23 protein-coding genes and 1 pseudogene are annotated in these 25053 nt (G+C 70.3%); 15 read left to right on the top strand and 9 right to left on the bottom strand.

The genetic code is table 11. From position 1 onward, the window contains the following. Positions 1–86 precede the first annotated feature (86 nt). Positions 87–323 (top strand): DUF397 domain-containing protein, encoded by a 237-nt coding sequence (locus tag OG898_RS09925; protein ID WP_215011402.1) that lies wholly within the window; start codon positions 87–89, stop codon positions 321–323. A 98-nt stretch (positions 324–421) separates the two neighbouring features. Here OG898_RS09925 and OG898_RS09920 read toward each other — a convergent pair whose 3' ends face one another. Beyond that, positions 422–910: an ATP-binding protein gene (locus tag OG898_RS09920; protein ID WP_250745479.1), complete on the bottom strand. Its 489-nt coding sequence runs from the start codon at positions 908–910 to the stop codon at positions 422–424. Positions 911–1226: 316 nt separating this feature from the next. Here OG898_RS09920 and OG898_RS09915 point away from each other — a divergent pair, with 316 nt between their 5' ends. From OG898_RS09915 to OG898_RS09885, 7 genes and pseudogenes are all read left to right on the top strand, one after another. Further along, a complete protein-coding gene (locus tag OG898_RS09915) occupies positions 1227–2135 on the top strand; it encodes a helix-turn-helix transcriptional regulator (RefSeq protein ID WP_266956221.1) in 909 nt (302 codons plus the stop codon). A 115-nt stretch (positions 2136–2250) separates the two neighbouring features. After that, positions 2251–3708, top strand: a complete 1458-nt coding sequence (locus tag OG898_RS09910; RefSeq protein ID WP_250745483.1) for an aldehyde dehydrogenase family protein — start codon at positions 2251–2253, stop codon at positions 3706–3708. Between the two features lie 60 nt (positions 3709–3768). Further along, positions 3769–5847, top strand: coding sequence for a penicillin-binding protein 2 (gene mrdA, locus OG898_RS09905; protein WP_250745485.1), 2079 nt, complete (start codon positions 3769–3771; stop codon positions 5845–5847). 127 nt (positions 5848–5974) lie between these two features. Continuing rightward, complete coding sequence (locus OG898_RS09900; protein WP_266956218.1) at positions 5975–6478, top strand: DinB family protein; 504 nt, start codon at positions 5975–5977, stop codon at positions 6476–6478. Between the two features lie 37 nt (positions 6479–6515). Beyond that, the gene (locus tag OG898_RS09895; protein WP_250745493.1) at positions 6516–7115 is read left to right on the top strand and encodes a PadR family transcriptional regulator; all 600 of its coding nucleotides are present in this window, start codon (positions 6516–6518) and stop codon (positions 7113–7115) included. Between the two features lie 89 nt (positions 7116–7204). Further along, on the top strand, positions 7205–7957 hold the full coding sequence (locus tag OG898_RS09890) for a MerR family transcriptional regulator (RefSeq protein WP_250745495.1): 753 nt from the start codon (positions 7205–7207) through the stop codon (positions 7955–7957). An 85-nt stretch (positions 7958–8042) separates the two neighbouring features. After that, a pseudogene (locus OG898_RS09885) lies at positions 8043–8672 on the top strand (DedA family protein); the annotation flags it as partial. A gap of 174 nt (positions 8673–8846) precedes the next feature. Here the strand turns inward: OG898_RS09885 and OG898_RS09880 are convergent. Beyond that, positions 8847–10508 carry a threonine/serine exporter ThrE family protein gene (locus OG898_RS09880; RefSeq protein ID WP_250745497.1) on the bottom strand — a complete coding sequence of 554 codons (1662 nt, stop codon included), beginning with the start codon at positions 10506–10508 and terminating at the stop codon, positions 8847–8849. A 214-nt stretch (positions 10509–10722) separates the two neighbouring features. Next, complete coding sequence (locus OG898_RS09875) at positions 10723–11217, bottom strand: inorganic diphosphatase (protein WP_266960167.1); 495 nt, start codon at positions 11215–11217, stop codon at positions 10723–10725. 162 nt (positions 11218–11379) lie between these two features. Here OG898_RS09875 and dacB point away from each other — a divergent pair, with 162 nt between their 5' ends. From dacB to OG898_RS09840, 7 genes are all read left to right on the top strand, one after another. Beyond that, positions 11380–12879 (top strand): D-alanyl-D-alanine carboxypeptidase/D-alanyl-D-alanine-endopeptidase, encoded by a 1500-nt coding sequence (dacB, locus tag OG898_RS09870; protein WP_323184830.1) that lies wholly within the window; start codon positions 11380–11382, stop codon positions 12877–12879. A gap of 57 nt (positions 12880–12936) precedes the next feature. After that, the gene (locus tag OG898_RS09865) at positions 12937–14088 is read left to right on the top strand and encodes a zinc-dependent metalloprotease (protein ID WP_266956211.1); all 1152 of its coding nucleotides are present in this window, start codon (positions 12937–12939) and stop codon (positions 14086–14088) included. 233 nt (positions 14089–14321) lie between these two features. Further along, a complete protein-coding gene (gene tilS, locus OG898_RS09860) occupies positions 14322–15446 on the top strand; it encodes a tRNA lysidine(34) synthetase TilS (protein ID WP_266956208.1) in 1125 nt (374 codons plus the stop codon). 66 nt (positions 15447–15512) lie between these two features. Further along, positions 15513–16073 carry a hypoxanthine phosphoribosyltransferase gene (hpt, locus tag OG898_RS09855; RefSeq protein ID WP_243339812.1) on the top strand — a complete coding sequence of 187 codons (561 nt, stop codon included), beginning with the start codon at positions 15513–15515 and terminating at the stop codon, positions 16071–16073. A gap of 182 nt (positions 16074–16255) precedes the next feature. Beyond that, the gene (gene ftsH, locus OG898_RS09850) at positions 16256–18289 is read left to right on the top strand and encodes an ATP-dependent zinc metalloprotease FtsH (protein WP_266956206.1); all 2034 of its coding nucleotides are present in this window, start codon (positions 16256–16258) and stop codon (positions 18287–18289) included. A 96-nt stretch (positions 18290–18385) separates the two neighbouring features. Next, entirely contained in the window at positions 18386–18994 is a 609-nt protein-coding gene (gene folE / locus OG898_RS09845) for a GTP cyclohydrolase I FolE (RefSeq protein WP_266956204.1), read from the top strand. Positions 18995–18999: 5 nt separating this feature from the next. Next, on the top strand, positions 19000–20046 hold the full coding sequence (locus OG898_RS09840; RefSeq protein WP_266956202.1) for a hypothetical protein: 1047 nt from the start codon (positions 19000–19002) through the stop codon (positions 20044–20046). 4 nt (positions 20047–20050) lie between these two features. On the opposite strand, the gene OG898_RS09835 is transcribed toward OG898_RS09840, so the two are convergent. The 6 genes from OG898_RS09835 to OG898_RS09810 all read right to left on the bottom strand — a co-directional run bounded on the left by OG898_RS09835 (position 20051) and on the right by OG898_RS09810 (position 24986). Next, positions 20051–20539, bottom strand: coding sequence for a DUF3180 domain-containing protein (locus tag OG898_RS09835; RefSeq protein WP_250754438.1), 489 nt, complete (start codon positions 20537–20539; stop codon positions 20051–20053). Positions 20540–20633: 94 nt separating this feature from the next. Beyond that, positions 20634–21230: a 2-amino-4-hydroxy-6-hydroxymethyldihydropteridine diphosphokinase gene (gene folK / locus OG898_RS09830; protein ID WP_250754480.1), complete on the bottom strand. Its 597-nt coding sequence runs from the start codon at positions 21228–21230 to the stop codon at positions 20634–20636. A gap of 8 nt (positions 21231–21238) precedes the next feature. After that, a complete protein-coding gene (gene folB, locus OG898_RS09825; protein WP_030010912.1) occupies positions 21239–21598 on the bottom strand; it encodes a dihydroneopterin aldolase in 360 nt (119 codons plus the stop codon). 141 nt (positions 21599–21739) lie between these two features. After that, positions 21740–22183 (bottom strand): nuclear transport factor 2 family protein, encoded by a 444-nt coding sequence (locus OG898_RS09820; protein WP_266956199.1) that lies wholly within the window; start codon positions 22181–22183, stop codon positions 21740–21742. Continuing rightward, positions 22180–23085 carry a dihydropteroate synthase gene (gene folP, locus OG898_RS09815; RefSeq protein ID WP_250754440.1) on the bottom strand — a complete coding sequence of 302 codons (906 nt, stop codon included), beginning with the start codon at positions 23083–23085 and terminating at the stop codon, positions 22180–22182. The genes OG898_RS09820 and folP overlap by 4 nt, the downstream gene beginning before the upstream one ends. A 50-nt stretch (positions 23086–23135) precedes the next feature. Continuing rightward, positions 23136–24986 carry a phosphatidylglycerol lysyltransferase domain-containing protein gene (locus OG898_RS09810; RefSeq protein WP_250754442.1) on the bottom strand — a complete coding sequence of 617 codons (1851 nt, stop codon included), beginning with the start codon at positions 24984–24986 and terminating at the stop codon, positions 23136–23138. Positions 24987–25053 lie beyond the last annotated feature (67 nt).

Raw genomic sequence — 25053 nt, 5'->3', positions numbered from 1 at the left:
TCGTGCACGTGCATCTGCCCATGCAGGCGTTCATGAACACAGCTATGATCCGGTGCAGTTGACATCTGCACTATCGGGGGCTTCCTGTGGACCACGCGTACAACGGGATGGCAGCTGCAGAGCTTGACGGGGTGACCTGGCAGAAGAGCAGACACAGCAACTCGCAAGGTTCCTGTGTGGAGTTCGCGAAACTGCCCGGAGGCGACGTTGCCATGCGCAACTCGCGGTTTCCGGACGGACCGGCACTCGTGTACACGCCGGCCGAGATAGAAGCGCTGCTGCTGGGTGTCAAGGACGGCGAGTTCGACCACCTGATCGGCTGAAGACCAGCCGAAGATCAGCCATGCACGTGCAGCGGCCGGGATTGATCGCCATGATCAATCCCGGCCGCTTGTCGTCCATGGGGTGATTGTGCGGTGGTTCAGTCCTGGAGCGTGAACAGCGCCCAGACCACCTTGCCGGTCAGTCGCCCCGCGAGCGGGTGCCAGCCCCAGCTGTCGCTGTAGGCGTCGACGAGGAAGAGCCCGCGCCCGGACTCCAGGTCGCTGTTGCGCTCCGTCGCCTCCGGCGCGAAGCACCCGCCGGGCCGGTCCTCGCTGGGGTCCCGCACCGCGCACACCAGCCGGGTGCTCCACCGCATCAGGTGGAGGCGCACCGGCGGCTCGCTCTCGCCCGGGGCCGGCCGGGAGTCGTCCGGTAGGGCGTGGCGCAGCGCGTTGGTGACGAGTTCGGAGACGACCAGGGACACGTCGTCGAACCGGTCGTCGAGGCCCCACTGGGACAGCGTGGAACGGGTGAAGGTGCGTGCACCGCGGACCGCTTCGAGGCGGGCGGGGAGGGCGCAGGACGCGGACCCGGAGACAGCCGTGGGGTCGACCGGGGGAAGCCCCTGCCGTAACGGCTCGAGCATGGTCGATCCATTCGTCCCCATGCGAGGCACTCCCGGGATTCGAAAGAACTGCGGGGCACGCAGGTGCGCGGGACCATGGTTCCGAATGCCGGAGCCGGATGCAAGGGCAGATGCACGTGCACGCGCCGGACCTGTCCGGTCCCGTGATGGTTCTTGCTCATTTCTTCCTACGCAGACTTACGGACTTCTTTTACAGCGCGGCCAAATCCGTTACAGAACGAGTACGGGCAGATGCGTTTTGGTGGCAGACTGCGGGCCTTGAGGGGCACGGGGGCCCCTGCGACGCAGGCGAACGCAGAACAAGACACAGCCGTACATGCGTTTCCGTACGTATCCATCCACCGCATGGGGAGGGGCAGGACTCGTGACCGCAGAAGCCAGTGGTTCTGTGGTGCGCCGCATCCTCCTGGGCTCCCAGCTCAGGCGACTCCGAGAATCCCGCGGCATCACCCGTGAGGCGGCCGGTTACTCGATCCGCGCATCCGAATCGAAGATCAGCCGCTTGGAGTTGGGAAGGGTGAGCTTCAAGGCAAGAGACGTCGAGGACCTCCTCACGCTCTACGGAGTCACGGACGGCGCGGAGCGGGAGTCCCTCCTGGGGCTCGTCCGCGAGGCCAACGTGGCCGGCTGGTGGCACAGCTACGGCGATGTCCTGCCGGGCTGGTTCCAGACGTACGTGGGCCTGGAAGGCGCCGCCTCCCTCATCCGCATCTACGAAGTGCAGTTCGTGCACGGCCTGTTGCAGACCGAGGCCTACGCCCAGGCCGTCGTCAGCCGCGGCATGCCGGGCGCCGGCCGCGCCGAGATCGACCGCCGGGTCGCGCTGCGCCTGGAGCGCCAGAAGGTGCTGGTCTCCGAGAACGCCCCCGTCTTCCACGCCGTCCTCGACGAGGCCGCGCTGCGCCGTCCGTACGGCGACCGGGACGTGATGCGCGGTCAGCTGGAGCACCTCATCGAGATCTCCCAGCGGCCGAACGTGCACCTGCAGGTCATGCCCTTCTCCTTCGGCGGTCACGCCGGCGAGAGCGGCGCGTTCACCCTGCTGCGCTTCCCCGAGTCCGACCTCCAGGACGTGGTCTATCTGGAACAGCTCACCAGCGCCCTCTACCTCGACAAAGACGAGGAAGTGGGTCAGTACGAGCGGGCGATGCTGCGCCTCCAGAAGGACTGCCCCGACCCCGGCCAGACCCGCGACCTCTTGCGTGGTCTGCTCCAACTGTCTTGATTCGCACGTACTATGACGCCTGATCAGGCCGTGATGTTCAGAGCATGACGATGACCCGGATGACCACCGGGTCTCCGGTTCAGCGCAAGGAAGCGCGTTCGACGTAAGGGATGGCATGTCCATATTCGAGGACCTGGCTCACCAGTACATCGACGGCGCATGGCTGGCCGGGACCGGGTCGTGGGACATCATCGACGTCAACCCGTACAACGGGGAGAAGCTCGCGGCCATCACCGTGGCCACCGTCGAGCAGGTCGACGAGGCCTACCGGGCCGCCGAGCGGGCCCAGAAGGAATGGGCCGCCACCAGCCCGTACACCAGACGAGCCGTCCTGGAACGCGCCCTGCGGATCACCGAGGAGCGCGAGAAGGAGATCGTCGAGGCGATGATCGACGAACTCGGCGGGACCCGTCCCAAGGCCGAGTACGAGGTCCACCTCGCCATGGAGTTCATACGCGAGGCCATGCAGCTGGCCGTCCGGCCCGAGGGCCGCATCCTGCCCTCGCCGGTCGAGGGCAAGGAGAACCGGATCCAGCGCCTGCCCGTCGGGGTCGTCTGCGTGATCAGCCCCTTCAACTTCCCCTTCCTGGTCACCCTGAAGTCGGTCGCCCCGGCCCTGGCCCTCGGCAACGCCGTCGTCATCAAGCCGAACCAGAACGCGCCCGTCGTCGGCGGCGGGGTCATCGCCAAGATCTTCGAGGAGGCGGGCCTGCCGGCCGGCCTGCTCAACGTCCTGGTCACCGACATAGCCGAGATAGGCGACGCGCTCCTGACCCACCCCGTCCCCAAGGTCATCTCCTTCGCCGGCTCCGACCGGGTCGGCCGGCACGTCGGCGCGGTCGCCGCCCGCCACTTCAAGCGGACCGTCCTGGAGCTCAGCGGCAACAGCGCGCTCGTCGTCCTCGACGACGCCGACCTCGACTACGCGGTGGACGCGGCCGTCTTCAGCCGCTTCGTCTACCAGGGCCAGGTCTGCATGGCCGCCAACCGGATCCTGGTCGACGCCTCGGTCGCCGAGGAGTTCACCGAGAAGTTCACCACCCGCGTGCGCGCCCTGAAGACCGGCGACCCGCACGAGGCCGACACCCACATCGGCCCGCTGATCAACTCCTTCCAGGCCGACGCCCTCACCGCCCTCGTCGACCGCGCCGTCGCCTCCGGCGCGCAGGCGCTCGTACGGGGCTCCACGCGCGGCAACCTCGTCGAGCCCACCGTGCTCGCCGGGCTCCCCGAGGACTCCCCGCTGCTCGGCCAGGAGATCTTCGGCCCCGTCGCCCTCCTCGTGGTCTTCGACGGCGAGGACGAGGCCGTCCGCCTCACCAACGCGACCCCGTACGGACTCAGCGGCGCCGTCCACACCCGGGACGTGGAGCGCGGGGTCCGCTTCGCCCGGCGCATCGAGACCGGGATGATCCACGTCAACGACTCCACCATCGGCGACGAGCCGCTCGCGGCGTTCGGCGGGGAGAAGGCCTCCGGCATGGGCCGCCTCAACGGCGAGGCCACCATCGAGGCCTTCACCACCCAGAAATGGATCTCGGTCCAGCACGGCCGGACGCAGTTCCCGTTCTAGTACCGCAGGGGATCTAGACTCGGGCGGGTCAGGCGAGGACCAGTCCGGGGGAGAGCCGAGTTGAGCAACATACCGGAGACCGGGCGCACACCCCGGGTCCAGAACCGGCTCGTCATGATCCAGATCGTGGTGTTCTCGCTGCTGCTGACCCTCGGCGGGCGTCTGTGGTACCTCCAGATACGCAACGGCCAGGAGTACACGGACGAGGCGAAGAACAACAACACCCAGCAGGTGGTCCAGCCCGCCGTGCGCGGCTCGATCCTCGATGCCCGCGGGGTCCCGCTCGCCGACAACGAGACCCGCATGGTGGTCTCCGCCAGCCGCACCGACCTCTCCAAGATGAAGGACCGCGGCAAGGGCGTCCTGACCCACCTCGCCGGCGTCCTGGGCCTGAACCCCGACGACGTGGTCAACGGCGTCCGGCTGTGCGACGCCAAGACCCCCAAGCCCTGCTGGAACGGCTCCCCGTACCAGCCGATCCCCATCACCGACGAGGCGACGACCGACCAGGTCCTGGAGATACGGGAGCACGCCGAGCAGTTCCCCGGCATCACCGCCGAGCCCACCGCCCTGCGCCGCTACGCCGGCCCCGACGGCGCCAACACCTCCCAGGTGCTCGGCTACCTCTCCCCGGTCACCGACGAGGAGATCACCAAGGCGAAGGGCTCCGACTCCCCGTACCTGCGCTCGGACCAGGTGGGCCGCAGCGGCCTGGAGCGCACCTACGACAAGGAGCTCCGCGGCAAGGCGGGCATCACCCGCTACGAGGTGGACAACCTCGGCCGGATCATCGGCGAGGGCGTGAGCGACAAGCCGCAGGCCGGCGCGAACATCGTGACCTCGATCGACTCGCGCGTGCAGGCCGTGGCCGAGCGCGAGCTGAACAACGCGATGATCGAGGCCCGCAAGGGCATCGACAAGAACAACACGCGCCGCCACTACGAGGCCGACTCGGGCGCCGTCGTGGTCATGGAGGCCAAGACCGGCCGGGTCGTCGCGATGGCCTCCAACCCGACCTACGACCCGAACGCCTGGGTCGGCGGCATCTCCGCGAAGGACTACGCCTCCCTCACCGACAAGGGATCGAACTACCCGCTGCTGAACCGCGCCATCCAGGGCCAGGCCGCCCCCGGCTCGATCTTCAAGGTGGTCTCCTCCACGGCCGCGGTCAACGCCGGCTACCCCTTCAACAAGCTCTACGGCTGCCCGAGCTCCTACTCGGTCGGCAGCCAGGTCTTCACCAACTTCGAGTCCCAGGGCCACGGCGACATCACCATCGGCAAGGCCCTGGAGGTGTCCTGCGACACCGTCTACTACGCCATCGCCGACCAGGAGTGGAAGAAGGACGGCGGCATCAAGCCCAAGGCCCAGCCCGGCGACTGGTTCTTCAAGACCGCCCACGAGTTCGGCCTCGGCAAGCGCACCGGCATCGACCTGCCCAGCGAGGTCCCCGGCCGGGTCCCCGACCGCCAGTGGAAGAAGGACTTCTTCGAGGCGAACAAGGCCGCCTGGTGCCGCGACGGCAAGAAGGACGGCTCGTACGCCGAGAAGATCGCCTACGAGAACTGCCGCCAGGGCAACCAGCTCCGCGAGGGCGACGCGATCAACTACTCCATCGGCCAGGGCGACACCCTCGTCACCCCGATCCAGATGGCCTCCGTCTACGCGGCCATCGCCAACGGCGGCACCCTCCACCAGCCCTCCATCGGCAAGGCCGTGGTCAGCGCCGACGGCTCCTCGGTCCAGGAGATCGCCCCGAAGGAACGGGGCAAGCTCCCCATGAACGCGAAGCTCCGCGACAACATCGACGGCGCCCTGGCCGACGTGGTCACCGCGGGCAGCGCCGCCTGGCGCTTCGGCGGCTGGCCGCAGAAGCAGATCCCGATGCACGCGAAGACCGGTACGGCCGAGGTCCAGGGCAAGCAGACCACCTCGTGGTTCGCGTCCTACACCGAGGACTACGCGATCGTGATGACGATCTCCCAGGGCGGCACCGGCTCCGGAGCCTCGGGACCGGCCGTCCGCAAGATCTACGAGGCGATGTACGGCCTGGACGAGAAGGGTGCGCAGGACCTGAAGAAGGCCCTGCTCCCCAAGCCGCAGACGGAACTCCCGCCGGCCCGGCAGGAAAATCAGTGATTCCGGGGATCCCGGTGATTGCGGACAGGAACTGACCGCAAGGGTTCGTAACGTGGTTCTTGTCAGCGGGGGAGACCCGCAGGACACGCACACAGGACACACGGAACAGACAGAAGGCGGTCAGGTCATGGCTCAGATTTCCATGGAGGTCCCCGGTGACGAGCGCGGCACGCTCCTCGCCTTCGTCGAGGCCCAGCGCACGGCGCTGCGCGAGGCGGCGCAGGGACTGACCGAGGAGCAGGCGGCGAGCAAGCCCAGCGCCAGCGAGCTCTCCCTGTCCGGACTGCTCAAGCACGCGGCCAACTGCGAGCTGGGCTGGCTGCGGATGGCCCAGGGCGAGACCGAGTACCCGGGGGGCGACTGGGCCGACGGCTTCCGGCTGGTCGGGGACGAGACCATGCCGTCGGTGCTGGCCTACTGGGACGGGATCCGGCAGGAGACGGAGGCGTTCATCGCCGCCGTCCCCAGCCTCGACGACAGCTTCCCGCTGCCCCCGGCCCCGTGGTTCCCGCAGGACGCCAAGGTCTCGATGCGCTGGGTGCTCCTGCACCTGGTGGAGGAGTTCGCCCGGCACGCGGGCCACGCGGACATCATCCGCGAAACCATCGACGGCACCCGCGCCATGGGCTAGCCACGGCACGCCGGGGCGGGGTCAGTAGCCTGGCCCCATGTCAGCGATCCGTCTCCTCGTCCTCGGCGCAGTCCGCCAGCACGGGCGGGCCCACGGCTACCAGGTCCGGGCCGATCTGGAGTTCTGGGGCGCCCACGAGTGGTCGAACACCAAACCCGGGTCGATCTACCACGCGCTCAAGCAGATGGCGAAGCAGGGCGTCCTGCTGGCCCACGAGGTGGCCCCGTCCGCGGCGGGCGGCCCGCCGCGGACCGAGTACGAGCTGACGGAGGCGGGCCGCGCGGAGTACTTCAAGCTGCTCCGCGAGGCGCTGTCCTCCGCCGACCAGAAGGCCGACGTCCTCGCCTCGGCCCTCGGCTTCATGGTGGACCTGCCCCGCGCCGAGGCCCTGGCCCTGCTCCGCGAGCGCCTGGGCCGGCTGGCCGCCTGGCGCTCCGCCGTCACGGACCACTACGTCCCCGAGGAGGGCCCCGAGCCGCTGGGCCACATCGGCGAGATCATGCACCGCTGGATCCACTCGGCGGACGCCGAGGCGGACTGGACCCGGGGCCTGGTCGCCCGGATCGAGGGCGGCGCCTACTCCTTCGCCGACGACCCGGGCAACGCCTTCGCCGGGGTCCTCGCCCCGTCCCCCTGAGCCCCGCCCCTGCCCCGCACGCCGGGCTTGCACCTCACGCGACGTGAGGGACCAGGCTGGACGCGTACCCGAGAAGAGGAGCGGAAGCGATGGGCTACTCCGTGGGCCAGGTCGCCGGATTCGCCGGAGTGACGGTGCGCACACTGCACCACTACGACGAGATCGGGCTGCTCTCCCCGAGCGGCCGCAGCGGGGCGGGACACCGGCGGTACGACGACGCCGACCTCGACCGGCTGCAGCGGATCCTGTTCTACCGGGAGCTCGGCTTTCCGCTCGAAGAGGTCGCGGTCCTGCTGGACGACCCGGAAACGGACCCGAGGGAGCACCTGCGCAGGCAGCACGCCCTCCTGTCCGGGCGGATCGCCCGGCTCCAGCAGATGGCCGCGGCCGTCGAGCACGCCATGGAGGCGAAGAAGATGGGCATCAACCTCACCCCCGAGGAGAAGTTCGAGGTGTTCGGGGAGTTCGATCCCGAAGAGCACGCCGAGGAGGCCGAGCGCCGCTGGGGCGACACGTACCGGGAGTCCGCCCGCCGGACCGCCTCGTACACCAAGGAGGACTGGCTGCGGATCCAGGCCCTGGCCGAGGACATCAACCGGCGGTTCGCCGCCCTGCTGGACGCAGGGACGCCCGCGGAGTCCGAGGAGGCCATGGACCTGGCCGAGGAACACCGCGGCTGGATCAACGGCAGCTACTACTTCTGCACGTACGAGATCCACACCGGCCTCGGCGAGATGTACGTGGCGGACGAGCGGTTCACGGCGTACTACGAGGCCGTGCGGCCCGGACTGGCGGTCTTCGTGCGCGACGCGATCCTGGCCAACGCCGTCCGCAAGGTCTAGCCGCCGTTCCCTGGAACCAGGGGGGTGTGGTGTGCGTTCATAATTGGACGGACACCCCCACCTGATCCAGGAGAGCCCGGAACCCGTGAACACGCTTGCGCTCGGTCCTGAGTGGATCTCCCCGGAGTACCTGATCGGCCATTTCGGCCTGATCGGCATCCTGGTCATCGTCTTCGCGGAATCCGGTCTCTTCGCCTTCCTGCCCGGAGACTCCCTGCTCTTCACGGCGGGCCTGTTCGTCGCGAGCGGCACCATCAGCCAGCCGCTGTGGCTGGTGTGCACCCTGATCGTGGCCGCCGCGATCCTCGGTGACCAGGTCGGATACATGATCGGCAAGGTCTTCGGCCCGAAGCTCTTCAACAAGCCGAACTCCAAGCTCTTCAAGCGCGAGAACCTCGACGCGGCGCACGAGTTCATGGAGAAGCACGGCCCCAAGGCCATCGTGCTCGCGCGGTTCGTGCCGATCATCCGCACCTTCGCGCCGATGGTCGCGGGCGCGACCGCGATGAAGTACCGCACCTTCCTGATGTTCAACGTCATCGGCGGCGTGCTGTGGGGTGCGGGCGTCACGGTCCTGGGCCACCAGCTCGGCCAGTTCGAGGTCATCAAGAAGAACGTCGAACCGATCTTCATCGGCATCGTCCTGATCTCCGTGATCCCGGTGATCTTCGAGGTGCTGAAGTCCCGCAAGAACAAGAAGGCGGCCGCGGAGGCCGGCGGCACGGAGCCCGGCGCCGGCGAGGACCCGCAGACCCCGGGCCAGCAGCGCAGCGGCCGCCACGCGAAGCGCTAGTCCGCAGCTCCGTACGATGCCCCGCGCGACCGGATCACCGGTCCGCGGGGCATCGTCGTGTACGGGGGCGTGCGGGCCTACGGGGGCGTGCAGGCCCTAGAACCCGCGGGTGCGCTTCGCCGCGCCGCGCTTGGCCGCACTGGCCGCGCCGGGGATGCGCATGAACAGGCGGGAGGTCTCGGAGCCGAGGTTGACGCCGATCGCGATGGCGAGGGCGATGGCCGCGGCGTTCGTGAGCGAGCCCAGCCCCTCGTTGAGCCGGTTCTCGGCGATCAGCAGGAGCCCGTAGTACGTGGCCGAGCCGGGCAGCAGCGGGCCGATGGCGGCCGTGACGAAGGGAAGGGCCGAGGAGAACCGGTGCCGGGCGAGGAGCTGGCCGAAGAGGCCGACCAGCCCGGCGGCGATCGCGGTGGACGGCACCGGCGGCATCTTGGCGGCGTAGTGCAGGGCCCCGTAGATCACCCAGGCGATCCCGCCGTTCAGCGTCACGAACCACACGGTGGAACGTTCCTGCTGGAGCAGGATCGCGAACGTGAACACCAGGACCATCGAGGCGGCGATCTGGAGCAGCGGCCGCTGCTCGATCTGGAGGATGTCCTCCGGCTGCGGATTGGAGCCGAACTGGACACCGACGTAGAGCACCACCAGGACGCCCATGATGATGCCGATGAAGAGGTACATGACCTCCAGCAGCCGGGCGGAGGCGGTGATGTAGTAGCCGGTCAGACCGTCCTGCACGGCCGCGACCAGGGCCCGCCCCGGCAGCAGCGCGAAGAGTCCGCCGGTGATCACGGCGGAGGAGCGCACGTCGAGGTCGGTCATCTTCAGGGCCACGCCCATCGCGGCCGGAGGCATCGCCGCGACCACGAACTGGTAGAACTCCGGCAGCCCGCGCCCGGCGCACAGCCAGGCCAGCCGGTCGCCGAGCACCGCCCCGAGTGCGGCTGCGAAGAACACCAGTACGCCACCGCCGACCAGCGTGGAGGCCGCGCCGGCGAGCAGGCCGGCGGCGCCGGTGAGCACCCAGCCGGGGTACGGGTGCCGGTTGCGGCGGATCTCGGCGAGCCGGCGGTAGGCGTCCTCCAGCGAGATGTCGACCTCGTGCGCGGTGATGTCGTTGACGAGGCCGAACACGGCCGAGAGCCGGGTGTAGTCCGTGCCGCGGCGCCGGACGGTGCGGTTCGCCGACACGGGGTCGTCCACCAGGGAGGGCTGGTGGGTGATCGACAGCAGGGTGAAGGTGACGGTGGGCTCGCAGCGGTCCAGGCCGTAGCTGCGGGCCACGGCGAACATCGCGGCCTCCACGTCCTCGGCGCCCTCGCCGCCCGAGAGCAGCAGCTCGCCGATGCGCAGCGTCAGGTCGAGCACGCGCCCCACGGCGGGCCCGGTCTCCGCGGCCAGCCGCTGCGAGGGCTCCGGCACCGGCCGGACGTCGACCGGCATGCGCAGCACCGTGCGCATGCGGTCCTGCCAGGGGGACTCCTTCAACCGGGTGACGGGGAAGCCCGGAGGGCCGGTGTAGGCCGGCGGGGAGTGGGCGGCGCTGTAGGTGTGCGGCGTGGCGAACGCGGACGCCGGGCCATCGGGATCCAAGGGCACCGACGCGAACCCGTCGGGGACGGCGAACTCCGACGTCGGCTGGTCCTCCTCGGCCGCCTCGGGCTCCAGCCCGACCCCGTCCGGCACGGAGAACGCGCTGCGCGCCTCGTCCGACTTCGGCTTCCGGTCCTCGGTCCCGGATCCTTCGCCTTCCGCCACGCGTCCTCCAGTCCCCGACCCCCGACCCAGCCCGTATCAGTATGCGGAACACCTTGATCCGCGGCGAAAGCGGCATCGGCCGATTCGGCCCCGGACATCGGCCCCGGACACGACGGGCCCGGACATGACGACGGGCGGCACCCCCGAAGGGGTACCGCCCGCGATGGCACGAGGGCCGACGGGAGGTCCCGCCGCCCGGCTCACCGAGCGGAGCTCAGTGCTGGCCGCCCTGGGCCTCGAGGCGCTTGTACGAGGCCTCGATCTCGGCCTCGGCCTCGGTGCGGCCGACCCAGTTCGCGCCCTCGACCGACTTGCCCGGCTCCAGGTCCTTGTAGACCTCGAAGAAGTGCTGGATCTCCAGGCGGTCGAACTCGGACACGTGGTGGATGTCGCGCAGGTGCTCCACACGCGGGTCGGAGGCCGGCACGCACAGCAGCTTGGCGTCGCCGCCCGCCTCGTCCGTCATGTTGAACATGCCGATCGCGCGGCACTTGATCAGGCAGCCCGGGAAGGTCGGCTCGTCAAGGATGACCAGCGCGTCCAGCGGGTCGCCGTCCTCGCCGAGGGTGTTCTCGACGAAGCCGTAGTCGGCCGGGTAGCTGGTCGAGGTGAAGAGGCGACGGTCCAGGCGGATCCGGCCGGTCTCGTGGTCCACCTCGTACTTGTTCCGCGAACCCTTGGGGATCTCGATGGTGACGTCGAACTCCACGTCCTGCTCCTCCATGATCAGCTTCATTGCTTCGGGGATGCGCGATTCACCTGCGTGCGCGGCCTGCCCAGCCCTGCCGGGTGGGGTGCCATGCTCGCGGCAAGACGCAATGGTTAAGTGTCCCTCACGCATATGTGTGATCGCGAAAGGGGCTGGTCCGAGGTGCCATTGGTCAAGACCTGGCAGCTCATCGCGGTGTCGGCCGTTGCCGGCCTCGCCCTGTCGGCCGCGACGGTGGCCGCCGCGGGTCCCTGGGACTCCGGCCAGCGTAAGGCCGAGCGGGACAAGGCCGCCTCTTGGGGCCGTACGGGTGGCGCAGATCACGGTGCCGGCACCGCTGCGGCGCTGCCGCAGGCGGCCCCCAGCGCCCCCGGCGTGCTCGCCGGGGTCCGCCCCGCCGGAGCCGGCCCGGGCACGGGCGACGGCACGGGCTCGGGTACGGGCACGGGCTCGGGCTCGGGCTCGGGCAAGCAGGCCGGAGCCGCGGACTCCGGGGCAGCCCTCGCCGCCGCCCTGCGGCCGCTGCTCGCCGACCCCGCCCTCGGAACCGCCCGCGGCGCCTGCGTGATCGACACCGCCACCGGGAAGGTCCTCTTCGAAGCCGGGGCCCGGGACGCCATGACCCCCGCCTCCACCGTCAAGATCGCCACCGCGGCGGCCTCCCTCGCGGCCCTCGGTCCCGACCACCGGATCCGTACCACCGTCACCCCCGGCGCCGGGCCCGGCCAGATCATCCTGGTCGGCGGCGGCGACCCCTCGCTCACCGCGAAGAAGAAGGCCCCGGCCGGCGCCGGCGGCAGCCTCGTCGCCCTCGCCGCGGACACCGCCCAGGCCCTCAAGGCCGCCGGCACCGACTCCGTGGCCCTCGGCTACGACGACTCGCTCTACACCGGCCCCGTCCTCCACCCGATCGGCGAGAACCCCAACCTCGCGCCCGTCACGGCCCTGACCGCCGACGAAGGACGCCCCGACGAGTCCTTCTCCGGCCCCGTCAAGCGCAGCCAGGACCCCTCCCGCGACACCGCCCGCGCCTTCGCCGCCCTGCTCAAGGAACGCGGGGTCAAGGTCACCGGCGAGCCCGCCAGGGCCAAGGCCGCCACCGGGGCCGTCCCGCTCGCCGCCACCCTCTCGCCGCCGCTCGCCGGGCTCGTCGAGCGGATGCTGACCCACAGCGACAACGACATCGCCGAAGCTCTCGCCCGCCAGACCGCCCTCGCCTCCGGAGCACCCGCGAGCTTCGACGGCGTCGCCCAGGCCACCGGCGCGAAACTCGCCGCCCTCGGCGTCGACACCGCCGGCTCCCGCTTCGCCGACGGCAGCGGCCTCAACCGCGCCGACAAGGTCAGCGCCGGCCTGCTCACCGCCCTCCTCGCCAAGGCCGCCGACCCGCAGCGGCCCGAACTGCGGCCCGTCCTCACCGGACTGCCCGTCGCCGGATTCACCGGCACCCTGCGCACCCGCAACTCCGGCGACTCGCCGGCGGCCGGCCTGCTGCGGGCCAAGACGGGCACCCTGAGCGGGGTGAACTCCCTGGCCGGCACCGTCGTCGACCCCACCGGCCGACTGCTCGCCTTCGCGTTCCTTACCGCGAACACCCCGGATCCCGGCCCCGCGGAGAAGGGCCTCGACAAGCTCGCGGCGGCCGTGGCCAACGCTTCCTGAGGATCCCGCCCGCCCGTGGGGATCCCGCCCGCGCGCAGGTCCACGTACGGTTGACGCATGACGAGCTTCGGTGGTGCGGAGATGGTCGACTGGAACCTCGCGGTGGCGACCGCGACCAGGCTCGTGCGGCCCGGCCCGGAGGTGAGCCGGGACGAGGCGCGGGCCGTCGTCGCGGAGCTGCGCAGGCACGCCAAGACCTCCGAACGGCACGTGCGCGAGTTCACGCGGATGATGCCCGAAGGCATGACCCCGGCCGACACGCCCGTCCTCGTCGTGGACCGGGCCGGCTGGGTCAAGGCCAACGTGGCGGGCTTCCGCGAGCTCCTGTCGCCCCTCCTCGGCAAGATGCAGGACCGCCGCGCCGGCACCCCCGGCGGCGCCGTGCTCGGCGCGGTCGGCGGCAAGGTCACCGGCGTCGAGCTGGGCATGCTGCTCAGCTTCCTGGCCTCCCGCGTGCTCGGCCAGTACGAGACCTTCGCGCCCGCGGGCCTCGACCTCCCGGGCTCCGCCACCGGCGGCCGGCTGCTGCTCGTCGCGCCGAACATCGTCCACGTGGAACGGGAGCTGGAGGTGGACCCGCACGACTTCCGGCTCTGGGTCTGCCTGCACGAGGAGACGCACCGTACCCAGTTCACGGCCGTCCCGTGGCTCCGCGAACACCTGGAGGGCGAAATCCAGACGTTCCTCGGAGCCACCGAAATGGACCCGATGACCGTGCTGGAGCGCCTGCGCGAGGCCGCCCAGTCCTTCGCCGGAGCCCGCCCCGACGCGGAACGCGGGGACGAGGGCCGCTCCCTCGTCGAGCTCGTCCAGACCCCCGAGCAGCGCGAGGTGCTGGCCCGGCTCACCGCCGTCATGTCCCTCCTGGAGGGCCACGCCGACTTCGTCATGGACGGGGTCGGCCCCGAGGTCGTGCCCTCGGTCTCCGAGATCCGCGAGAAGTTCCAGCAGCGCAGGGCCAGTGGCGCGGGCCGGCTCGACGCCGCCCTGCGCAAGCTCCTCGGCCTCGACGCCAAGCTGCGCCAGTACCGCGACGGGGAACGCTTCGTGCGCGCCGTCGTCGGCCAGGTCGGCATGGACGGCTTCAACCGGGTCTGGACCTCCCCGAACACACTGCCGACCAAGTCCGAGATCGCCAGGCCCGCGGACTGGGTGGCCCGCGTCCACCGCAAGGGGAGCGAGCAGAGCGAGGCGAGCGAAGAGGTGTGACGCAAGAGGCGTGAAGATGTCCCTCTGGGGGAAGCAGCGTCACCCGTCCGAGGGACCGTGGGGCGTGGAAGGGCGTGCGATGCTCGGAGAACGGCTCGGCTCTGTCACCATCGACGCACTCTGAGTGACAACCCCCACGCGCGGGGGAGCCGGGCAGCACACCGGCACACCACCTCCCGCAACGCCTCCCCAGCGCCTCCGAGGCATCCGAACTCCACCGAAGGGCACCGGACATGGGTCCCCATCCTGCGGTCGCGGCGATACGCCTGGCGGTCCGCCGCGTACTCCACGACGTCCTCACCGACCTCACCGAACGGGACGGGCGTCCCGCTCCCGCCCCCGCACCCCGGGTCGGCCGCCCCGGCCGCACCGTCGGATCCTCGGCCGGTGCAGCCCCCCACGACCCCCTCCCCGACACCGCTCCGCTCGTCCTCGTCGCCTGCTCCGGCGGCGCGGACTCCATGGCGCTCGCCTCCGCCCTCGCCTTCGAGGCCCCCAAACTCGGAATCCGGGCCGGCGGCATCACCGTCGACCACGGCCTCCAGGACGGCTCCGCCCTGCGCGCCGCCGAGGTCGTGTCCCGCATGACCGCGCTGCACCTCGACCCCGCCCTGTCCGTCGCCGTGCGCGTCGGCCGCGACGGAGGCCCCGAAGCCGCCGCCCGCGACGCCCGCTACGCGGCCCTGGACGAGGCCGCCGACCGGCTGGGCGCCGTCGCCGTGCTGCTCGGCCACACCCGCGACGACCAAGCCGAAACCGTCCTGCTGGGCCTCGCCCGCGGCTCCGGCATCCGCTCGCTCTCCGGCATGGCCGAGGTCTCCGGAGGCCCCGGGGACCCCGGGGCGCGGGGCCGCAACCACCGCTACCGCCGGCCCTTCCTCCAGGTCGACCGGCAGACCGCCCGCAAGGCCTGCATGGTCCAGTCCCTCGCCGTCTGGGACGACCCGCACAACATCGACCCCGCCTACACCCGCTCCCGGCTGCGCCACGAGGGCCTGCCCGCCCTGGAGAAGGCGCTCGGCAAGGGGGTCGTGGAGGCGCTCGCCCGCACCGCCCAGCTCTCCCGCGACGACGCCGACGCCCTGGACGCCTGGGCCGCCGAGGCCGAGGGCGGCGTACGCGACGAAGACGGCCGCCTGGAGTGCGCCAAGCTGTACGCGCTTCCCCCCGCCGTCCGCCGCCGCGTACTGCGCCGGGCGGTCGTCGCCGCCGGTTCCCCCGCAGGCTCCCTCTTCGCCCGCCACATCGAGGAAGTCGACCGGCTCATCACCGGATGGCGCGGTCAGGGAGCCATCAACCTGCCCGGCCGGGTGGAGGCCCAGCGGCAGGGTGGCAGACTGGTCATCCGGCAGGGCTGATTGGTGCTGAAACACGGCTGAGTCCTCCGGGGTCACCCCCCGGAGCCCCAGCCGACAACGAAAGTGATGCGGGTGGACGAGAAGGACATGGGCAACGACCTCCAGTCGGTGCTCATCACCAAGGAAGAGATCGACGCGAAGCTGGCCGAGCTGGCCGCGAAGATCGACGCGGAGTACGCGGGCAAGGACCTGCTCATCGTCGGCGTCCTCAAGGGCGCGGTGATGGTGATGGCGGACCTGGCGCGCGCCTTGTCCACCCCGCTCACCATGGACTGGATGGCGGTGTCCTCGTACGGCGCCGGGACCCAGTCCTCGGGCGTGGTGCGGATCCTCAAGGACCTGGACACCGACATCAAGGACAAGCACGTCCTGATCGTCGAGGACATCATCGACTCGGGCCTGACCCTGTCGTGGCTGCTGTCGAACCTCGGCTCCCGCCAGCCGGCCTCCCTGGAGGTCGTCACGCTGCTGCGCAAGCCCGACGCCGCCAAGGTCGCGATCGACGTGAAGTGGGTCGGCTTCGACATCCCGAACGAGTTCGTCGTCGGCTACGGCCTCGACTACGCGGAGAAGTACCGCAACCTGCCGTTCGTCGGCACCCTCGCTCCCCACGTCTACGGCGGCTGATCCAGCGCCCGACAGGGGAACCCTGGAGCGTTTCCCGCCGTTGGAGCATGGAAAGGCGGGTCTGTCAGCCGTCCCATGAGGCCGCGGGTGACAATGCAGGGGTACATTCCGAAGAACAGTCTTTACTCACAGCAGCATTTACCTACGGGCAGGAGGGACGGGGTGCCTAGCGCCCCGTATGGATGGACGTGAAGCGATACTTCCGTGGGCCGGTTATGTGGATCGTGCTGGCCGTCCTCGCCGTGGTCGTGTTGATGAACGTCGTCGGCTCCGGCGGCGGCTACAAGTCGGTGGAGACCAGCGAGGTCATCAAGGCGATCAACAGTGGCCAGGTGGACAGCGCCAAGCTCACCACCGGTGACAGCCAGATGATCAAGATCGAGCTGAAGAAGGACCAGAAGCTCGGCGACAACGACGGCACCAAGTTCCAGGCCAACTACATCGGGGACCAGGGCGTACAGCTCGCCCAGAACCTCCAGACCAAGTACGAAGCCGGTCAGATCCCTGACGGATACTCCGTCACGCCGGACAAGACCAGCCCGTTCCTGAGCGTGCTGCTCTCGCTGCTGCCGTTCGTCCTCATCGTCGTGGTCTTCCTGTTCCTGATGAACCAGATGCAGGGCGGCGGCTCCCGAGTCATGAACTTCGGGAAGTCCAAGGCCAAGCTCATCACCAAGGACACCCCGAAGACGACGTTCGCCGATGTCGCGGGCTCCGACGAGGCCGTCGAGGAACTCCACGAGATCAAGGAGTTCCTCCAGGAGCCGGCGAAGTTCCAGGCCGTCGGCGCCAAGATCCCCAAGGGCGTGCTGCTCTACGGCCCGCCCGGCACCGGAAAGACCCTGCTCGCGCGTGCCGTCGCGGGCGAGGCCGGTGTCCCCTTCTACTCGATCTCCGGTTCCGACTTCGTCGAGATGTTCGTCGGTGTCGGTGCCTCGCGTGTCCGCGACCTGTTCGAACAGGCCAAGGCCAACGCCCCGGCGATCGTCTTCGTCGACGAGATCGACGCCGTCGGCCGGCACCGCGGTGCGGGCCTCGGCGGCGGTCACGACGAGCGCGAGCAGACCCTCAACCAGCTGCTCGTCGAGATGGACGGTTTCGACGTGAAGGGCGGGGTCATCCTGATCGCCGCCACGAACCGTCCCGACATCCTCGACCCGGCCCTCCTGCGCCCCGGCCGCTTCGACCGCCAGATCGCGGTGGACCGTCCGGACATGCAGGGCCGTCTGGAGATCCTCAAGGTTCACCAGAAGGGCAAGCCGGTCGCCCCGGACGTCGACCTGGGTGCGGTAGCCCGTCGCACGCCCGGCTTCACGGGTGCCGATCTCGCCAACGTCCTGAACGAGGCCGCGCTGCTCACGGCCCGCTCGGACCAGAAGCTGATCGACAACCATGCGCTGGACGAGGCGATCGACCGCGTCGTGGCGGGTCCGCAGAAGCGGACCCGGATCATGTCGGACCGGGAAAAGAAGATCACCGCGTACCACGAGGGCGGACACGCCCTGGTCGCGGCGGCTTCCCCGAACTCCGACCCGGTCCACAAGATCACGATCCTGTCCCGCGGCCGGGCCCTGGGTTACACCATGGTCCTGCCCGACGAGGACAAGTACTCGACCACGCGCAACGAGATGCTCGACCAGCTGGCGTACATGCTGGGCGGGCGCGCGGCCGAGGAGCTGGTCTTCCACGACCCGACCACGGGCGCCGCGAACGACATCGAGAAGGCCACGGCAACGGCCCGCGCGATGGTCACCCAGTACGGCATGACCGAGCGTCTCGGCGCGATCAAGTTCGGCGGAGACAACACCGAGCCGTTCCTGGGCCGCGAGATGTCGCACCCGAGGGACTACTCGGAGGAGGTTGCCGCGCTGGTCGACGAAGAGGTCAAGAAGCTCATCGAGACCGCGCACAACGAGGCCTGGGAGATCCTGGTCGAGAACCGCGACGTCCTCGACAACCTGGTCCTCGCCCTCCTGGAGAAGGAGACGCTCAACAAGGAGCAGATCGCCGAGGTCTTCTCGACGATCGTGAAGCGCCCGGCCCGCCCGGCGTGGACCGGCTCCTCGCACCGCACGCCGTCCACCCGTCCGCCGGTGCTCTCTCCCAAGGAGCTCCAGCTGACGAACGCGGCGAACGGCACGTCGGCGGCTTCCGCGACCGCCGTGTCGGTGGAGAAGACCCCGGAGCCCTCCCCGGAGGAGCGTCCGGAGGCCTGATCCCTCCCGGAATGGATGCCGCGCCCCCCAGGTTCTAGCCTGGGGGGCGCGGCACTTTCACATGCCGGCGACTGCACAGACAGGAACGAGGAAGAAATGACCGACCCAGTGACCCTGACCGGTGGCGAGGGCACGATCGGCGAGTTCGACGAGAAGCGCGCCGAGGCGGCCGTCCGCGAGCTCCTGATCGCGGTCGGCGAGGACCCGGACCGCGAGGGGCTGCTCGAGACGCCGGCCCGGGTGGCGCGGGCGTACCGGGAGATATTCGGGGGTCTGTGGCAGAAGCCGGAAGAGGTGCTGACGACGACGTTCGACCTCGGCCACGACGAGATGGTCCTGGTGAAGGACATCGAGGTCATGAGCTCGTGTGAACATCATTTGGTGCCATTCGTCGGAGTTGCCCATGTTGGGTACATTCCGTCCGTCGATGGCAAGATCACCGGCCTGTCGAAGCTGGCCCGCCTGGTGGACGTCTTCGCCCGCCGCCCCCAGGTCCAGGAACGGCTGACGACCCAGATCGCGGACTCCCTGATGGAGATCCTGGAGCCGCGCGGGGTCATCGTGGTCGTCGAGTGCGAGCACATGTGCATGACCATGCGTGGTGTCCGCAAGCCCGGTGCGAAGACCATCACCTCGGCCGTCCGTGGCCAGCTCCGCGACCCCGCGACCCGTAACGAGGCCATGAGCCTGATCATCGCCCGCTAGCCGGATTGTCAGACCCGCCCGATACCGTCGTTGATCAGGTGATTTCACTTGATCAGGGGGGCGGGATGGGCGGGCTGCCGAGCAAGCAGATCGTGAACGGCGCCGATGGTTCTGCCCGGGCGAGAGCCATCGGCGTGGGTGACCGGCTCTGGACGCTGGACGGGGACAGAACCGTGCACACGGCCGTTGTGGGGGTGACGGCCGTGAAAGCGCGCGAGGTCGTGGACGTCGTCACGGAAGGGCAGGCGTTCACCGTGGCGCCGGACCAGTTACTGAGCACCCGTGACGGGTGGATCGCGGCTGGTGAGGCCGAGGGCAGTGTTGTGGCGTGGACTCCGCCACGCAAGCTGTGCCGTACGCGCCTGACGATTCTGCCGGGCTACGAATTCGGCTACCTGGTGGGTGCCACGTGCGCCGACGGAACGGTCGGCAAGAACTACGCGTCCCTCGTCGTGAACGACGAGGGCTTTGCCGCCAAGTACGCGGAGTGCCTGACCGCGGCCACCGGGCTCCCCGCCCGACTGGAGCCCGTCACGAGGCCGTCCGGCTTCCTCCAGTGCGACGTTCCGGGGTTCCGGGTGCGCGTGGTCTCGTCCTACCTCGCGGACGTCCTGCGACAGTACGTGGGTGGTGATGCGCACCACATGCGGCAGGGCTTCCCCCGCGTCGTGTTGAAAGACCTCGCTACATTCGAGGGCTTCCTGGACGGGTACGCAGACGGGGACGGCTGCCGGATCAAGCGTTGGGACGCGCGGATGATCATCAGCGCCAATGTTCCGTTTCTGGCGGAGCTGGCGGTGATCATCGGAGCTCGGTTCACACCACGGACAGGGATGGCGTCGCAGCTGGTGGTCACGGACCGGTGGCAGCGGCGAGGGACCTTCGTGGCGGAGGAGCACCCCGTGCACCTCATGGAACGGCAGTCGGCGACGGTTTCGGAGGTCCGGCGTCACACCGCCACCGGAGCCAAGCCCTTCACCCTCTACACGTATCGCCTCGAACCCCACGCAGGGTTCCTGGTGAGCGGGCACCTCGTCCGCGCGCCCCGGTGACGGGTCATGCCCGGGACGGGGCCTCGGAGGTGGGGTCCTCGTCGTCCGGGAGTTTGAGGACGTGTTCCAGGAAGAGGGCTGCCGCGATGACCGCCGCGCCCGCCAGGACCGAGAAACCGGCGTACCAGGTCTGGTCGCGGCGGGCGGGGACGTCCATCGCGGTGGTGAGCAGGAAGACGCCGACGCCGCCGTAGGCGCCCGCGACCAGGGCCGCCACCAGGGCGCTGGCCTGGCCGAAGACGACCGCGCGGGCCGCCATCAGCGGCTCCACGCCCTTGGCGCCGGGCACGCGCTCGCGCTGGGCCTTCAGGCGGGAGCGCAGCGACAGGGCCGTCGCCAGCAGCACCACGGCGATGGCGCCGAGCACGATGGGCGCGGCCACCGGGACGCCGGGGAGCGTGCCGTACGCGTTCCACAGCCGGGCTCCGGCCCAGGACAGCACCGCGGCGATCGCGAAAATGCCCGCCAGGACCGCCGGCCTCAGTTGCTTCACGTGCGCTTCTCCCGCCATTCCCGCAGTGCCCGCTCTCCGTGCGTGCGTACCCGGTGATCCTAAGTGGTCGACGGACCCGCCCCGCGGGCGCGGCTCACTCGGGGAGGCGCAGTTCCAGGTCCTCGCGCAGCGTGAGCCCGGAGAGGCCGACGGCCGCCAGGAGCGCGGCGACGGGCCCGTGGCCCGGGATCTGCGCCTCGGGGTCGATGTCGTTCCAGGGGGCCAGCACGAAGGCGCGCTGGTGGGCGCGCGGGTGCGGGAGGGTGAGGACGGGATCGGCGGAGACCACGTCGGCGTAGGCGATGATGTCGACGTCGATCGTGCGGGGCCCCCAGCGCTCCTCGCGGACGCGGTCGAAGGCTTCCTCGATGGCGTGGCCGCGCTCCAGCAGGGAGCTGGGGGGCAGGGTGGTCTTCACCGAGATGACGGCGTTGAGGTACGAGGGCTGCGAGCCCGCGTCCACGCCCCACGGCTCCGTCTCGTAGACGGGGGAGACGGCCTTGACCCGAAGGCCCGGGGTGTCCCCGAGGGCGTCGACGGCGCCCTGGAGGGTCTCCAGGCGGTTGCCCAGGTTCGCGCCCAGCGCGACGACGGCCCACTTGGGGTTGGACAGGGTCACGTCGGCCGCGTCGACGGCTTCGACCACGGAGGCGGGTACCGGCTGGACGGTGGGGTCGCTCTGGGCGTTCATTCCGTTGTTCACGCGCGGCTCCGGGTGATCGTGATGGTCACGTCGTCGAAGGGAACGGTGATCGGCGCGTCCGGTTTGTGGACGACGACCTCCACCTGGGCGACCGCTTCGTGCTTGAGGCACTGCTGGGCGATCCGCTCGGCGAGGGTCTCGATCAGGTCCACGGGCTCGCCCTGGACCACGTCGACGACTTCTTCCGCGACTACCCCGTAGTGCACCGTCTTAGCCAGGTCGTCGCCCGCCGCCGCGGGGCGGGTGTCGAGGTGGAGCACCAGGTCGACGATGAAGGTCTGGCCTTCCTCGCGTTCCCGGGGGAAGACGCCATGGTGCCCGCGAGCCTTGAGGCCGCGCAGCGCGACACGATCCACGCGAATCACTCCTGCTTTTCGTAGGTGCTTCCGGTCCGGGACTCCCCGGATCCATGGCCGGAGCCGAGTGCGGTCGGCGTCGTCCATCTTCGAATTTACCTGCGAAATACCTCGGACCCCGACAGCATCCCGGCCGAGGGGCTAGGAGGACTCCTCCTCGTCGTCCTCGTCGGAGTCCGTGAGGACGGGAGAACCGTGGTGCGACCAGAGGCGCCAGCCCTCCGGTGTGCGTCGGAACACATTCGTCGCGACGACGAGCTGGCCGACGAGCGGGCCCAGTTCCCCGCCGTCCTCGGCGGGTCCGCCGCTGAGGATGTTCTCGGTACAGGTCACCAGGGCGGTGTCGCCCATGACGGTGACCTTGGTGTCGGTCAGGAAGAACTGGATGTACTCGGTGTGCGACATGATCAGCGCGTAGGAGCGCAGCACTTCGCCGCGTCCGGACAGCACCGGCCAGCCCGGGTGCACGCAGGAGATCTCGTCTTCGAGCCAGAGCGCCGACAGCGCGTCGAAGTCCCCCCGCTCCATGGCCTCGTAGAAGGCCGTGTTGACCTCTTCGACGGATTCGATGTCGGTACGGCTCACCGTGCCCCTTCCTCGTTGCTACGGGTCGTACGCAGTGCCCCTTCCACGGCACGGGCCACCCGAACCGCGTCGGCGCTCGCCCGTACTTCGTGGACGCGTACGGCCCAGGCGCCCCGGGCGGCGGCGATGGCGGTGACGGCGGCGGTGGCGGCGTCGCGTTCGCGGGCGGGCGGTGGGGAGGCGTCGTCGGCGCCGGCCAGCACCCGGCCGAGGAAACGCTTCCGCGAGGCGGCCACCAGCAGCGGGAAGCCCAGCGCGCGCAGCTCGGAGAGGTGGGCGACCAGGGCGAGGTCGTGCTCGGCGTTCTTGGCGAAGCCGAGGCCCGGGTCGACCAGGAGCCGTTCGGGGGCGATGCCTCCGGTGACTACGGCGTCGATGCGGGTGCGGAGTTCGGCGGTGACCTCGGCGAGGACGTCCTCGTAGACGGCGAGGCGGTTCATGCCGTCGCTGAAGCCGCGCCAGTGCATGACGACGAAGGGCACCTCGGCGGCGGCGACGGCCGGGATCATCTCCGGGTCGGCGAGGCCGCCGCTGACGTCGTTGACGAGCCTGGCGCCGGCGGCGACGGCCTGTGCGGCGACGGAGGCGCGCATGGTGTCGACGGAGACGACGACGCCTTCGGAGGCGAGGCCGCGGACGACGGGGACGACCCGGCGCAGCTCCTCCTCCTCGTCGACGCGGGAGGCGCCGGGGCGGGTGGACTCGCCGCCGACGTCCACGAGGTCGGCGCCCTGGGCGACGAGGTCGAGCCCGCGCTTGACGGCCGCGGTGGTGTCGAACCAGCGGCCGCCGTCGGAGAAGGAGTCGGGGGTGACGTTGACGACGCCCATGACCGCGCAGCGGTCCCAGTCGGGGAGGCCTGTCACCAGGCCCCTGGGGGCGGGACCGCTGTTCGTGTTCATGGTTCCCAGGGTAGGGCCCGGGTCCCGGGCCCCGCCGGACCGCTGCGGCCTCAGGCGGCCCGGACCTCGCGCTCCGCCTGGGCGGGGACGCTCTGCACGCGGTGGTGGGCGCAGGTGCGGACCGGCTTGGGACGCCGGCGGCCGGCGAACAGGCGGGGCAGGGCGAGCGTGACGAAGCCCTCGGCCTGCATCGCGGCGAAGCCGATGCGGGGCAGGTCCCGGGTGGTGCGGAAGACCACGAAGCGGGGCTCCCAGCGGGGGCGGAACTTCGCGTTGAACTTGTACAGCGACTCGATCTGGAACCAGCGCGAGAGGAACACGAGCAGGCTGCGCCACATCCGCAGGACCGGGCCGGCGCCGATCTTCTCGCCGCGGGCCAGGGCCGAGCGGAACATCGCGAAGTTCAGGGAGACCTTCTCGATGCCGAGCGCCGGGGCGGCCTCCAGGGAGGCGACGATCAGCAGTTCGTTCATGCCGGGGTCGGCGGCGCGGTCGCGGCGCATCAGCTCCAGCGACATGCCGTCCGCGCCCCAGGGCACGAAGTGCAGGACGGCCTTGAGGTCGCCGAAGGGGGAGGTGTCGCCCTCCTCGACGCGGTGCGCGGTGGCGATGTAGCAGTCGCCGTCGCCGGGGTCGCCGACGCGGCCCAGCGCCATGGAGAAGCCGCGTTCGGTGTCGGTGCCGCGCCAGGCCTCGGCGGCGCCGCGCACCTGCTCCAGCTCGGTCCCGGTCAGCTCGCTGACCCGGCGGACCTTGGTGGTGTAGCCGTTGCGCTCGATGCGCTTCACCATCTGCCGGACGTTGCGCATCGCCCGGCCGGAGAGGGAGAAGTCTTTGACGTCGACGATCGCCTCGTCCCCGAGCTCCAGGGCGTCGAGGCCGGTCTCGCGGGTCCAGACCTCGCCGCCGGTCTCGCTGCAGCCCATGACGGCGGGGGTCCAGGAGTGGGTCTTGGCCTCCTCCATGAACCGTTCGATGGCGCCGGGCCAGGCCTCGACGTCGCCGACCGGGTCGCCGGAGGCGAGCATCACGCCGGAGACGACGCGGTAGGTGACGGCGGCCTTGCCGCTGGGGGAGAAGACGACGGCCTTGTCGCGGCGGAGCGCGAAGTGCCCCAGCGAGTCGCGGCCGCCGTGCCGGGCGAGCAGCTCGCGGAGCTTGACCTCGTCGTCGGCGGTGAGCCGGGCGGCCGGGTGCTCGGGGCGGAAGGCCAGGTAGATGGTGGTGACGGCGGTCAGCATGCCGAGGGCGCCCAGCGAGTAGCCGACGGTCCAGGACACCCGGCCGGCGTAGTCGACGGGGCCCTCGAAGCCGAAGAGTCCGTAGACGACGTGGCTGATCTGTTCATAAACACCCGGATTGCCTACAACGCGGCCGGGGTGCGAGTTGACGATGACCAGACCGAGGCCGATGGAGCCCGCGCTCATCAGCACGAAGTTGGCGAGCGCCTTCCAGCGGCTGCGCGGGTCGGGCAGCGCCTTGAATTCACTCTGATGGCGCAGCAGGAGGGCCAGGAGCACCGCCGCGATGACCACGCCGATGACCGAGTGGCGGTACGTGAACTGCGCGACGGCGCCGGCCGGCAGCAGCACCACGGCCGCCCGCCAGGCGCGCCGCTTGCGGCGCTTGAGCCCGTGGGCGAGCAGCAGGAGCAGGACGCCGGCGCTGAGGGCCAGGGCCGCGGCGAAGGGGCCGAAGGAGCCGGGCAGCACCTCGGTGACCGCGTGGATGCGGCTGTGCCGGAAGCGCGGGAAGACTCCCGCGGCGATGTCCAGCAGGCCGACGACCGTGACTGCGGTGCCCACGACTCCCGGGACGGACTCCGGTCGGGGGCCTCGGAGGATTCGGCTGACAGGCTTCGGAACCTGTCCCGACTTATCGCCATCTATCCTGCTAGACATCGCTTCCCGTTGCTCCGCGAGAGATCATGTGGCCGAAGGCCGCTGGGGCCCTTCGTTGGGTGGTGCG

This window comes from Streptomyces sp. NBC_00193 (genome assembly GCF_026342735.1).
GTDB lineage: Bacteria > Actinomycetota > Actinomycetes > Streptomycetales > Streptomycetaceae > Streptomyces > Streptomyces stoeckheimensis.
The sequence above is the reverse complement of the archived record's forward strand: the minus strand, read 5'-3'. Positions and strand labels throughout refer to the sequence as shown.

Coding starts and splice junctions, on each gene's coding strand:
- OG898_RS09900 (WP_266956218.1), top strand. CDS start 5,975: ATGGCTCAGATTTCCATGGAGGTCCCCGGTGACGAGCGCGGCACGCTC.
- OG898_RS09890 (WP_250745495.1), top strand. CDS start 7,205: ATGGGCTACTCCGTGGGCCAGGTCGCCGGATTCGCCGGAGTGACGGTG.
- OG898_RS09865 (WP_266956211.1), top strand. CDS start 12,937: ATGACGAGCTTCGGTGGTGCGGAGATGGTCGACTGGAACCTCGCGGTG.
- OG898_RS09810 (WP_250754442.1), bottom strand. CDS start 24,986: ATGTCTAGCAGGATAGATGGCGATAAGTCGGGACAGGTTCCGAAGCCT.
- folE (WP_266956204.1), top strand. CDS start 18,386: ATGACCGACCCAGTGACCCTGACCGGTGGCGAGGGCACGATCGGCGAG.
- folK (WP_250754480.1), bottom strand. CDS start 21,230: ATGAACGCCCAGAGCGACCCCACCGTCCAGCCGGTACCCGCCTCCGTG.
- OG898_RS09895 (WP_250745493.1), top strand. CDS start 6,516: ATGTCAGCGATCCGTCTCCTCGTCCTCGGCGCAGTCCGCCAGCACGGG.
- folP (WP_250754440.1), bottom strand. CDS start 23,085: ATGAACACGAACAGCGGTCCCGCCCCCAGGGGCCTGGTGACAGGCCTC.
- hpt (WP_243339812.1), top strand. CDS start 15,513: ATGCGGGTGGACGAGAAGGACATGGGCAACGACCTCCAGTCGGTGCTC.
- tilS (WP_266956208.1), top strand. CDS start 14,322: ATGGGTCCCCATCCTGCGGTCGCGGCGATACGCCTGGCGGTCCGCCGC.
- ftsH (WP_266956206.1), top strand. CDS start 16,256: ATGGACGTGAAGCGATACTTCCGTGGGCCGGTTATGTGGATCGTGCTG.
- OG898_RS09910 (WP_250745483.1), top strand. CDS start 2,251: ATGTCCATATTCGAGGACCTGGCTCACCAGTACATCGACGGCGCATGG.
- OG898_RS09915 (WP_266956221.1), top strand. CDS start 1,227: ATGCGTTTCCGTACGTATCCATCCACCGCATGGGGAGGGGCAGGACTC.
- OG898_RS09920 (WP_250745479.1), bottom strand. CDS start 910: ATGCTCGAGCCGTTACGGCAGGGGCTTCCCCCGGTCGACCCCACGGCT.